Below are 11,126 nucleotides of genomic sequence, written 5' to 3'. Positions count from 1 at the left end.
CCGTTTTACAAGTACCAAATTTATCTAATGTTTGTTGTAATGTTTCTTGGCTCATATTGCTCCAGTCTGAAACAAAGCGGAAAACAACAACATCTCCAGATTTTAATTTATAACTATCCGCTCCAACTTCTGCAGATTTATCATTTACATCATACAGCCAGCCACTTGTAGCCCCGGCTATTAGCCCATCAATGCCTTTTACATACGTTCCAAACGACATCGTTTCAGCTTCTACTTTGTCCCCCATGACTTTTTGCAGCAAGCTTAACGCTGTTTCCCCATCTTTAATTTGCTCTTCTTTCGGACATAACATAATACCCTTTTGTGATTCACCAACAATTGCAAGTTTTGCTGTATTTCCTTCAGCAAACGTAATATGTACTGTATTTGCAAAAGAAACAAATACAAGTGTAACTGCCATTATCGACGTAAGCAGCCATTTTTTTAACATTGCCATCCCAAAATTTCCTCCCTTACTACTATTCACACAAAAAAAGGCCCTTCAAGGGCGTGCAATTGACACTCTTTTTTTGTAAGTGTCGAACAAACTGTGCAACACCTCCTACCCGCATCATTCGCGGCTATATTTGTATAGGAAAAATAATTTTGTTCATGAACGTATCATTGTGATAACATTCACTTTTCTAGGCACAACTTACTTCCATTTAAGTTATCGTAAAACGATAAACCTATACATTCTGTAAATTATAAATTTCTGTATTATTTTACTATTGACATAGAATTTTGTCCATGCTTTATCGGATTTATTTTCTAAGAATAGTAACTTACTAACCTTTAACGATGCAAACTTTTTTCACTAATAATGACGCCATCTTCATCCACATACACATAATCATTCGGCTTCCATTCTACTCCTCCAAATTGCAATGAAATATTTCGTTCTCCTTTCCCTTCTTTTACACTTCTATTCGGCATTGTTCCTAACGCTAAAATACCTATATTAACATTCTTTAGTTCACTAGAATCACGAACATATCCATTCACAATAATTCCTGCTAGCTTTCTTTCTTCTGCAATAGCTGCCAAATTATCACCGAGTAACGCACAATTCGTAGATGCGCCGCCATCAACAACTAATACCATTCCTTCTGGTAATGTTTGCAACCCTTCCTTCACTAGTACATTATCATCCTTCACTTTTACAGTTGCAATTTTCCCGTGAAATTGTTCTTTCTTCCCAAAAGACCGAAAAGATTGGCGACATATTTGCAATTCCTTTTCAAACTCATCACATAGATCCGTAGTTTTCCACATCTTTTTCCCTCTTTTCCTTCTACTTTCTATTTAACATATTCTTGGATTCTTTTCGTTTCCCTGTCTAATGTTGCAATAATTTGTATGTGCGGGAAAGGACAGAAAAACTATTGCCTTAAGAAGCCACCTTTATTATAATCTATTTCACAGATAAATTTCAGAATATTTAAAATTAACCAAGTGAAAAAGGAGGGATTTTATGCAATTACAAACTGAGGTGAAAAAACAACCTAGTAAACGAAAGTTTAAAATGCCTGACGCGTACGTACTACTATTTTTTATTGCTTTACTTTGTGCAATAGCTACTTATTTCGTTCCTGCTGGAGAATTTAAAAGAGTTACTAACGGGACTGTTACAACGACAATACCAGGAAGTTACCATTCTGTTCCGCAATCACCGGTAGGGTTTGTTTCTTTTTTTACCGCTATTGAAAAAGGAATGACACTTGCTGCTCCAATCATCTTTTTAATTTTATTTACAGGTGGCGCTATTGCCATTCTTGAAAAAACAGGTGCTCTAGACGGTTTAATCTATCATGTTATTAATAAATTTCGTAATCAGCAATTCCTTTTCATTTGTATAGTCGCCGCACTCTTTTCTATTCTCGGAACGACTGGCATTATCGTTAACTCAGTTATCGGCTTTATCCCCATCGGCATCATCGTTGCACGCACATTGAAATGGGACGCTATCGTTGGCGTAGCAATTATTTATTTAGGCACTTATGCTGGTTTTAATGCTACTATTTTATCTCCCTCACCTTTAGGTATTTCACAAAAAATCGCAGAACTTCCGATGTTTTCGGGAATTGGTTTACGTACAGCAATTTATATCTCTTTTTTACTTGCTACGATTATCTATATTAATTGGTACGTAAAACGCTTAAAAAAATCGAATAAAGGAAGCATACTCGGAGATAACTGGTTTCCAAGTAATGCTCTTTCAAGTGAGAAAGAAATAGAAAAAACTGAAGTTCCTTGGACAATACGTCACAAATTAATTTTACTCGTTTCAGCTTTATCATTAATTGTATTTTTAATAGGCGCTTTCCGCCTACATTGGACAGACGCAGAAATGACCGCTACCTTTATTTTCATCGCCATTACAGCGGGAATAATAGGTGGTATGAAAGCAAACGATATCGCTTCTACTTTTCTAACAGGCTGCCAAAATCTCATATACGGTGCTTTGATCGTCGGAATGGCTCGTTGTATTTCAGTCATTTTAGAACAAGGCAAATTGCTTGATACAATTGTTAATCAACTCGCACAGTCTCTCGAAGGACAAAGCCCTGTATTTGGCGTTATCGGTATGTATGTAAGTAGTGCTGCATTACATTTCCTCATTTCATCCGGTACAGGTGAATCTGTTATTTTCATTCCGATATTAGCTCCGTTAGCTGATTTCATGCACATTACACGCCAAGTTACAGTACAAGCTGTTATGCTCGGCGAAGGTGTAGTGAACTGCCTCAATCCAACTTCCGGTGTTTTAATGGGCGTTCTCGCAGCGAGCGGCATTTCTTACGGAAAATGGATTCGTTTTATGGCCCCTCTTGCATTTATTTGGTTTATCATTGGACTTATTTTTCTTATTGTTGGGGTTAATATTGAGTGGGGACCGTATTAAAAGATTCGTATTATACTTAACTTGATAAAATATCTATCCTATTTTCCTCTCCAATTCTATAAAAATCACTTATTCTAGTATAGATATAAAAAGGGATTAATCATAATGATCAATCCCTTTTCTCAAAGTAAAATATCTTTAATTATTTTAGTTCCAAATTTTATTTACCCATTCCGGATGATCAATGAAAGGATTACGATTATGTTGATATTTCGTAAAAATCACTTCATTACGCTTTCTCTCTAAATCATCGACCGGGTCTTGTTCATTCCATTTTAGTAAAACGGATAGTTTTCCCATGTATGGGTCTTTATTGTTATTCACCTTTTCATTTAGTTCTAAGTCTATTTCACCGTTGTCTCCCTCGTAACGAACTGCCATGTAAAATAGCATTCTAGCGATATCTCCTTTTACACTATCACGAGGTTCCCAAGAATCACTATCATATTTACATTCTGTCGCTTCCGAATGATTCACGCCACCATTATCAAAATCCAGATTTCCACGTGAACTATTTACAGATACATCCGTCGCTCTTAAATGATGCAAATCTGTTCCAGGTCCTGCAGTCGTTCCAAAATCACCATGTGATTTTGCCCAAACATGCTCTCGATTCCAGTTATCAACTCCTGAACCATTCGTAAGTTTCCCTTGCGAACGCCCCGTATATAAGAGTATCACATTATTTTTATTATTCGGATCTTCATCAGTATCTCTAAGCGCTTCCCAAACCGCACTGTATGATAACTTTGTATGATTATCAATAATATTATGAAGTTCCTTCTTTAATTCTAAACCAGTCTTTCCTATTGCATTATTATAATATGTATCGTCATAGCTTTTTACAGTAATCTCTTGTGGTGATGCAGAAGCTACTTCACCGTGTATAGTATCTGTGAATGATAGAGATGCAGAACCTAAAATAAAAAATGAAGATAGTGTAACCATAGCAATTTTTGTATTTCGAAACTTCATATACCCATTTCCCCTTTAAAATATAATTTGAAGCTATTAACTAAAACGTGCTTTTTAACCCCCGAAAGCTTTTAGAAGCCCATACCCCTTTTCTTTTTATTTAATACAAAACTTTATTGAGTCTGTATCATTTCCACACTTTTGACTTTTCTAATTTTCACAAGGAGTATTCCTCTTTAGCAAAGAACGTTAAAATATTCTTTACAATTTAAAAGTAGTTTAATGTTAACTTATAAACTTCCATTTATTTATGCAATAATGCATATTCGATAAATACTTCAAAAAACATTTTGAATAAAAAGCATTCAAAGAAAACCATGCAACAAAAAAGATAGAGTTTAGGACAGAAATAATAAAAATCAAGATGATAGCTCGACTTTTCCTTTTTCCATAACTGTCTTTATTTTTTGTGTAAAATCTTTCTTTCTCTGAATAATACGTACAAAAATAGATTGGGTACCATGTAGGCACCAATCTATTTTAATTAAAGAAACTGTGTCAATTCTGAGTTCACAACACGTTGTGCAGTAATGATAACACTTTCAGCTGTTAGCCCATAAACACTATATAGTCCACCAGGTTGATTAGGAACAATTTGAACTTCATATTCAAATGCTTGTCCAAAAGCAGGATGAACTAAACTTAGAGTTGCAAAAGTAGAAGCATTAGAATTCACATTGAAGTTTACCTGTTCAATCAACACTAATGAACCGTCAAGTCTAAAAACTCTAGCTACTCCAGTAAGCGGACCCGCAGTACGGTTAAGGATTTTCACCCTAACTCTATTTGCATTAGCAGGTTGATTTCCTACGTTTTCAATTGGTCCTGTAGTAAGAGCCAAATAACATCACCTCCATTATATTATTATGATATTCAACGATGCATATTGATGTTATAGTTTAATTACCCAATTTATTTTAAATAAAAAAGCTTGTTTCTTATATTTTTTATAAGAAACAAGCTTTTCTTTTTCAACTACCATGCCTAAGACAAGTTTATCCGTCTCGAAAAAATTTACAGTTACTTGACGTTTATGCTGGGACAGAACTACTACTATTTACTTTGCATTGAATCTATATATTTTTTAACTACTTCATATACATATTCTTGATTTGCCGCTGCTGTGTTTGGATTGTATTTTCCTCCGTTTGTTTTATTGTTAGATAACACTCGAATTCCTAAAAATGGTACGTCATACGCTTTTGCGATTTGCGCTGCAGCAGCGCCTTCCATTTCTTCTAGAGATGTACCGTATTTTGTATGGAACCACTTAATTCTATCCACTTCATTATTCCAAACATCTGCTGAACCAATCGTACCTTCAACTACTTTACCCTTTGTATATTTATCTTTTACTGCATGAGCTGCTGCAAGTAAATCCTTATCTCCTTCGTAGTATCGAATTTTCTCAGCATTTGGATCTTCCCCTGCACTTCCTTCAGAAGCCATTAAATCCATAGATATCCATTTTGTCGGCTCAATTCCTTGATTCTCATCCATATTTGTTGTTTTTAATGAACCTATATTTGCAACTTGTTTTCCTAAAACAATATCAAATACATTTAAATTTGGATCATGTCCACCTGATGTTCCTTGGTTAATAATCGCCTGAGGCTTATATTTTTCAATAGCTACTGCTGTAGCGGCTGCTGTATTTTCCATTCCTTTACCTGTTTTCGCTACGATTACAGGATAATTGTCGACAGTTCCTTTATAAAATACGAAAGTTCCAGACTTTTCTTCTTTGACATTTTTTAACCTTTTTGCAAACTTTTCAGCTTCTATCGGCATTGGGCCTTGAATTAAGATTGGTTTTTGATTGCTTTTTGCCTCAACTTGTTTCGGACTCGCATTACATCCCGCAAGTATCGAGAATGACAATGCAACAGTAGTTACTAGGACAGCACATTTTTTCAACGTATTCTTCTTCATAAATAATCTCCTTTTTCTCTTGTTGTTTTCTATACTCGATGCTTTTGGTCAAAACAAAAAAGTTCTAGAAATTGTAGAAGAATCTCTACTTTCTAGAACTACGGTAGTCAAAGTTAATTAAGCACATGCAAAATTATAAATCGGTAGCCCACATTACATAGAGCGACCGAATACTTTAACCCGTAGTCCAGTTCTTTCATTGGGAACTAGGTAGAAACGCTCGGACCATATTACCGAGTATATACGAGTGATGATGTGTAAAATTATTATATTGGTAATATATCAAACTTTTAGTGCACACGCAATCTAAATATGAACATTTTAAGAAAAAATAACAAAAACGTTCGTTTTTTATATACAAAAACGATGATAACATTCATTTTATAGCGGATAATACCACCAAAAAAACTTACATTCAAAAATACTAAACTAATGTGAAGATTCCCATGCCCCTCAAAGGTATCCCGCATTGGATTTTAAACCTGACTTTTTAGAGAAATGAATAGTCAAGATATGTATTTACTTTTGGTTTCAGATAATTGTTTTGTATTATTTATTATGAAATGAACAAATAAGGCGATTAAAGGAAAAGCTGCTCCAATGAGTAAAGTTACTTCACTATTAAATTTATAGTATGTATAACTTCCAATCCATGAACCAAAGGCTCCTCCCAAAAAGAAAATAGTCATATATAATCCATTCAGTCTATTTCTTATCTCGGGATTCAAACTAAAGATAACTTTTTGACCTAATAATAAATTTCCTGCTACACCAATATCGATGCAAATGCCTGAGATAAGTATTAATATCATACTAAATAGTGAATGATCTTGAACAAAAAATAATAGTATGATTGATAATAATACTAGCGCCATTGATACATTAGTCATTGTAAAAATATAACCTTTATCTGCTATTTTACCAATAATAGGAGTTAATAAAGCTCCAGCTATTGCAACAAATCCAAACAATGCAATTTCATTATTTGAGAAATGTAATGGCTCTGACCTTAATAAAATAGGAATAACTGTCCAATAAAGACTAAATGTTGCGAATAAGCATGCGTGATAAAAAGCTCTTTGTTGTAACGAAGAAGTATGTAGTAGTAGTTTTACCATAGAAGCTATTAAGTTTGGATATCGCATGTTACTAGTCGATATCACTTCATAGTTGGGTAAAAATTTTATAATTAACAGTAAGACAACAACTAAGATTATTAATGAAACAAGGAATACCATTCTCCAGCCGAACCAGTCAGCTATTCCGATAGATAATGGGCGAGCAATCATAATCCCAATCAATAAACCACTCATTACTTTCCCCACATATTTACCCGTCTCTTCAATAGGCACAATCCTCATTGTTAGCGGAACTAACATTTGAGCCGCACAGGCTCCAATGCCAATTATAGTTGTTAATAGTAAAAAAATAATTCCATTTGTCGAAATTAGCGTACCAATTAAAGAAAAAATAGTTATCCCGATAAGAATCCCTATTATCTTCTTACTTTTAAATAAATCTGCCATTGGTACGATAAAAAACAATCCCAATCCATACCCAATTTGCGTCAAAGTAGTAAGCAATCCAGATAAATCAGAAGAGATATCCAAATCCTTTGCAATGAATTGTACAATTGGTTGTGCATAATAAATATTTGCAGCAAGTGAGCCACAACTAATTGCTAAAATAAAAATTAGAAAATTTGTCTTGTTATTCAAATTTACCATTCCTCTCTGTTTTTCGGAACGTTCATTCCAAAAAAATTTAAAAAAGAAAGACTATAGGTCTGCAATAGTCTTATCCACTAGACGATAGGCTAAATTTTTCTCTTTTTTATATTTGGACATTATATTCAAGCTATGGTTTAAACTTAATAAAGAATATACAACTAGTTCCGTATCAGCCTCTTGTGAAATTTCCCCTCTCCTTTTTCCTTCTTCGATAACTTGCTTAAATACGTTTTCAAGTTCATTAAAATCATTTATGAGTATTTCTTCTATGGCAGGATCAATTTGTCCAATAAGCAGTGAAGAATTTGTTATCATACAACCTTTTGGAATATCATCTGAATAACATTTTTCAATATGTTGATAAAAAAAGGATGTAAGTGATGCTTTCGTGTTTATACCAGTAAAAAGTAAATTTCTCTTTTGAGAGCCATAGTTTTTATAATGTTCCAAAACCAGTTTAAATAGTGCATCCTTATCTCCAAAACTATCGTAGAGAGTAGAGCGACTTATACCCATCGTTTCAATAAGATCTGATATATATGTAGCATCATAACCTTTCTCCCAAAATAAATGCATAGCTTTATTTAAAACATGTTCTTTGTTAAAACTAATCTTTCTACCCATTTAAAAACACCCCCTATCATATAATTTAATATATTCTTTCTGGAACGATAAGTCCACAAAAATATTTCGAAATCAAGTCTTTCTAAAGAGTTATATAAATTTATTAATAAAAAATCAAAAGCACTTGAAGTTGACGTTGGGTCATTTTATATACTGTTAAGTAGCTACTATTTAGCAATTTCATTAAAGAAATTAGAAAAATAGGAGGTTTTTAGATGAAACAAAGCGATATTATTATTTATGGATGTGTCATTATAGGTGCAGGTATCGGACTAACATTGGATCATGCATTTCCTGGTGTATTAATTGGATTAGGATCAGGTTACTTACTTAAAAATCTTTTTAGTAAAGAAGAGTAAATATGGTATGAGGAAAATAATCGTTAACGATAAAATCTTAACGTTCAGAAAGGTAGGTTTATCAGTTGATACACATAAATAAAGTTGGAGAACTGACAGGCGTTACAGTACGGACACTACGTTATTACGATAAAATTGGATTATTAAAACCAGCATCAAAAACAGAAGTTGGCCATCGTTTATATACAAATGAAGAAATAAAAAAACTACAGCAAGTTCAATTTTTAAAAAAAGTTGGATTTCCGTTGCAAGAGATTAAAAATATGCTCGACTTCAATGAATGGGATTGGTCGGATAGTTTACAAAGTCAATTATCTTACGTAATAAAAGAGCAGGAACATTTAAAGAAAATAGAATTATCCTTACGGGAATTGATAAATGGAATTGCGCTAGAAGGAGAAGAAAGCTGGATTGCGATTCAGAAGATTATGCAATTATCCAGCAAAGATAAAGATATACAACAATATTATCGCGAATCTGTATTTAAAGAAAAAGAAATAAAGCTATTGGAAAAGGTTCCTAAAATGGCAAGTAACTGTTCTGATTCACTCGAATGGATTGCTCTCATCGGTCAGTTAAAGCATTATATGAAGGATGGCCCAAAAGCAACGAAAGTTCAAAATATCATAGGACGAATGGAGGAAAAACGCTTAGAAGAATTTGAAGGTGAGGATGAATTTCTAAATAAGCTTTGGGAGATAAGGATGTCTCCCGAACAATCAGAGAAACTTAGTTTATATCCAATCGATCAAGATGTGCTTCAGTTTATAAACGAGGCATATGCCATTTTTATGACTAAAAAAAATAATCCTGAGCCGAAATAAGGGGGAAAGCATAATGGGTACAGAGCAACTTCTCCTAATAGGCGGATTAGCTATATTAGACACGCTAAGCCCTACTACAATAGGAGTAACAATATATCTACTTTTAACAGATAAAGAGAATCTTACGAAACGTTTATTCGTTTATTTATTGACCGTAGCAGGATGTTATTTTGCTGTTGGCGTTTCACTCATGTTAGGATTAGATTTTTTGTTTAAATTTATTTCTGGCTTATTTCAAAATCGAATCGTAAGCTGGTTGTTATTTATTATTGGCGTCATATTATTCATCGCAAGCTTTTATATTCCACCTAAGAAAAATTCAGAGATCCCTTCACCAAAAACAAAAAGTATTTTTTCAATGATTGCACTAGGATTCACTACTACATTAATTGAAGCGGGTACTGCATTTCCTTATTTTGCGGCAATTGGTATACTGACTACTTCTAATCTATCATGGGTAGAATGGTCTTCTATTTTAGCCGGATACAACTTTATTATGGTATTGCCCTATCTCTTGCTGTTTCTCTTCTATCTCCTGTTTGGTCAGTGGATGCAAAAACCTCTCGAGAGGCTCCGAATGAAAATCGCTAATCATTCAGGATCAGCTCTGTCATGGATTATGTGTATAGTTGGCTTCCTCTTAATATTAAATAGCCTGGATTATTTATAGAACCTACAATCAGGGGAATATGTTTGAAACTACAGAAGTACTTACACCTACCATTCCCCCACACCAGTCCGTCTTTTACAGGCAGTTACTCTCCCTTCCATCTTCCTCATATTCACCTAATTTTGATGTAAGAGTCCTACTACCGGGGATAAAATATGATTCCAGCCAATTCACAATTATTTCTTCCAACTCTGGATGAAGTGGCTTTCTTGCCCCTTCTTCATAATTCTTTTTAAACTCTAATGTTTTAAACTCACCTTCAAAAACTTTCAAACTATGATCCATATTTTTTATTACATGTACTTCAGAATCACCCTTTACATACTCACCAATTCGCTTCGCTTTTTCAGGATCAGCCTGAATATCTTTATCACCAGCAATCGCTAGCACTGGACATGTTACTTGCTGTAAATCTTTATAAATATCATGCTGAAAATGCTCTCTAAACCACTTTGCGTTCATCGGTTTAAACCCAACTTTAATCGTATCTTTTTCTGTGTTCATCATTTTCTCTTTTATTTTTCCCATCTGCTTTTCTCCACGTTTTTCCACTTTGAGAAGACGCATTAACTTTCCTTTTATTCCTTTCTGCTCTTTTAGTTCTTTATATGCAATTTCTCTTTGTCTTTTCGTAGCCTCTTCTAATGATTCCGCAGCTCCTGTAAGAAGGATAAGCCCATTAACTGGTGTTCTTGCGTTTACTACAGTTGCCAACATACATCCTTCACTATGACCAGCCAAAATGATATTTTCTGGATCAACAAATGGTTGTTCTTTTAAATACGTAATCGTAGACTCTATATCACTAACTAAATCCCACATTCCAGTCTTCAGAAATTCTCCGTCACTCTTTCCTACTCCGCGCTTATCAAAGCGGAGCGTCACTACACCCAGCCCCGCTATTACATGCGCTAAATCTTTATATATGTTCGCCTCAAGCTTTAGCGGTACGATCGTTCCATCACGATCAATCTCTCCAGATCCCGCGATAATGACAACAGCCGCATACTTCCCATCAGCTTTTGGCTTTGTAATCGTACCTTGCAACGTAAATTCACTATTTATCGCTACTTCATATTCATCGAAGGTCATTATATTAGTCCTCCT

At 34.2% G+C, this 11,126-nt stretch carries 12 protein-coding genes and 1 riboswitch; of the genes, 4 read left to right on the top strand and 8 right to left on the bottom strand.

Features of this window, described 5'->3' with window-relative positions:
- Together MR079_RS20780 and rraA are read right to left on the bottom strand one after the other, a co-directional pair.
- Positions 1–457, bottom strand: a 457-nt coding sequence (locus tag MR079_RS20780) for a DUF4430 domain-containing protein (protein WP_242294549.1), incomplete at its 3' end; no start/stop codon positions are given.
- Positions 458–795: 338 nt separating this feature from the next.
- Entirely contained in the window at positions 796–1,275 is a 480-nt protein-coding gene (rraA, locus tag MR079_RS20775; RefSeq protein ID WP_242294548.1) for a ribonuclease E activity regulator RraA, read from the bottom strand.
- A gap of 199 nt (positions 1,276–1,474) precedes the next feature.
- Between rraA and MR079_RS20770 the strand changes: the two genes are divergently transcribed.
- Complete coding sequence (locus MR079_RS20770) at positions 1,475–2,905, top strand: YfcC family protein (protein ID WP_139866140.1); 1,431 nt, start codon at positions 1,475–1,477, stop codon at positions 2,903–2,905.
- A gap of 147 nt (positions 2,906–3,052) precedes the next feature.
- On the opposite strand, the gene MR079_RS20765 is transcribed toward MR079_RS20770, so the two are convergent.
- The 5 genes from MR079_RS20765 to MR079_RS20745 all read right to left on the bottom strand — a co-directional run bounded on the left by MR079_RS20765 (position 3,053) and on the right by MR079_RS20745 (position 8,166).
- The gene (locus tag MR079_RS20765; RefSeq protein WP_000672191.1) at positions 3,053–3,880 is read right to left on the bottom strand and encodes an endonuclease I family protein; all 828 of its coding nucleotides are present in this window, start codon (positions 3,878–3,880) and stop codon (positions 3,053–3,055) included.
- 484 nt (positions 3,881–4,364) lie between these two features.
- Entirely contained in the window at positions 4,365–4,721 is a 357-nt protein-coding gene (locus MR079_RS20760) for a hypothetical protein (RefSeq protein ID WP_001968922.1), read from the bottom strand.
- Between the two features lie 212 nt (positions 4,722–4,933).
- Positions 4,934–5,812: a 5'-methylthioadenosine/S-adenosylhomocysteine nucleosidase gene (locus MR079_RS20755; protein ID WP_139866141.1), complete on the bottom strand. Its 879-nt coding sequence runs from the start codon at positions 5,810–5,812 to the stop codon at positions 4,934–4,936.
- Between the two features lie 163 nt (positions 5,813–5,975).
- A riboswitch (purine riboswitch) is annotated at positions 5,976–6,079 on the bottom strand.
- 239 nt (positions 6,080–6,318) lie between these two features.
- The gene (locus MR079_RS20750; RefSeq protein WP_242294547.1) at positions 6,319–7,539 is read right to left on the bottom strand and encodes an MFS transporter; all 1,221 of its coding nucleotides are present in this window, start codon (positions 7,537–7,539) and stop codon (positions 6,319–6,321) included.
- A gap of 51 nt (positions 7,540–7,590) precedes the next feature.
- Positions 7,591–8,166 (bottom strand): TetR/AcrR family transcriptional regulator, encoded by a 576-nt coding sequence (locus tag MR079_RS20745; RefSeq protein WP_001968931.1) that lies wholly within the window; start codon positions 8,164–8,166, stop codon positions 7,591–7,593.
- A 215-nt stretch (positions 8,167–8,381) separates the two neighbouring features.
- On the opposite strand from MR079_RS20745, the gene MR079_RS20740 reads away from it, so the two are divergent.
- The 3 genes from MR079_RS20740 (at position 8,382) to MR079_RS20730 (ending at position 10,019) form a co-directional block, all read left to right on the top strand.
- On the top strand, positions 8,382–8,525 hold the full coding sequence (locus tag MR079_RS20740; RefSeq protein ID WP_167496955.1) for a hypothetical protein: 144 nt from the start codon (positions 8,382–8,384) through the stop codon (positions 8,523–8,525).
- Positions 8,526–8,590: 65 nt separating this feature from the next.
- Positions 8,591–9,349, top strand: a complete 759-nt coding sequence (locus tag MR079_RS20735) for a MerR family transcriptional regulator (RefSeq protein WP_242294546.1) — start codon at positions 8,591–8,593, stop codon at positions 9,347–9,349.
- Positions 9,350–9,362: 13 nt separating this feature from the next.
- Positions 9,363–10,019, top strand: coding sequence for a GAP family protein (locus MR079_RS20730; RefSeq protein ID WP_242294545.1), 657 nt, complete (start codon positions 9,363–9,365; stop codon positions 10,017–10,019).
- A gap of 75 nt (positions 10,020–10,094) precedes the next feature.
- Here MR079_RS20730 and MR079_RS20725 read toward each other — a convergent pair whose 3' ends face one another.
- On the bottom strand, positions 10,095–11,111 hold the full coding sequence (locus MR079_RS20725) for an alpha/beta hydrolase family protein (protein ID WP_242294544.1): 1,017 nt from the start codon (positions 11,109–11,111) through the stop codon (positions 10,095–10,097).
- Between the last annotated feature and the right edge of the window lie 15 nt (positions 11,112–11,126).

It is taken from the genome of Bacillus cereus group sp. BfR-BA-01381, from assembly GCF_022663555.1.
Lineage (GTDB): Bacteria > Bacillota > Bacilli > Bacillales > Bacillaceae_G > Bacillus_A > Bacillus_A pacificus.
Note: the sequence above shows the minus strand (reverse complement) of the source record. Positions and strands in the feature narration are given on the sequence as shown.

What these genes read in the sequence shown, in the direction of transcription:
- MR079_RS20725 (WP_242294544.1), bottom strand. Translation starts at nt 11,111, where the DNA reads ATGACCTTCGATGAATATGAAGTAGCGATAAATAGTGAATTTACGTTG.
- MR079_RS20765 (WP_000672191.1), bottom strand. Translation starts at nt 3,880, where the DNA reads ATGAAGTTTCGAAATACAAAAATTGCTATGGTTACACTATCTTCATTT.
- MR079_RS20770 (WP_139866140.1), top strand. Translation starts at nt 1,475, where the DNA reads ATGCAATTACAAACTGAGGTGAAAAAACAACCTAGTAAACGAAAGTTT.
- MR079_RS20755 (WP_139866141.1), bottom strand. Translation starts at nt 5,812, where the DNA reads ATGAAGAAGAATACGTTGAAAAAATGTGCTGTCCTAGTAACTACTGTT.
- rraA (WP_242294548.1), bottom strand. Translation starts at nt 1,275, where the DNA reads ATGTGGAAAACTACGGATCTATGTGATGAGTTTGAAAAGGAATTGCAA.
- MR079_RS20730 (WP_242294545.1), top strand. Translation starts at nt 9,363, where the DNA reads ATGGGTACAGAGCAACTTCTCCTAATAGGCGGATTAGCTATATTAGAC.
- MR079_RS20745 (WP_001968931.1), bottom strand. Translation starts at nt 8,166, where the DNA reads ATGGGTAGAAAGATTAGTTTTAACAAAGAACATGTTTTAAATAAAGCT.
- MR079_RS20750 (WP_242294547.1), bottom strand. Translation starts at nt 7,539, where the DNA reads ATGGTAAATTTGAATAACAAGACAAATTTTCTAATTTTTATTTTAGCA.
- MR079_RS20740 (WP_167496955.1), top strand. Translation starts at nt 8,382, where the DNA reads ATGAAACAAAGCGATATTATTATTTATGGATGTGTCATTATAGGTGCA.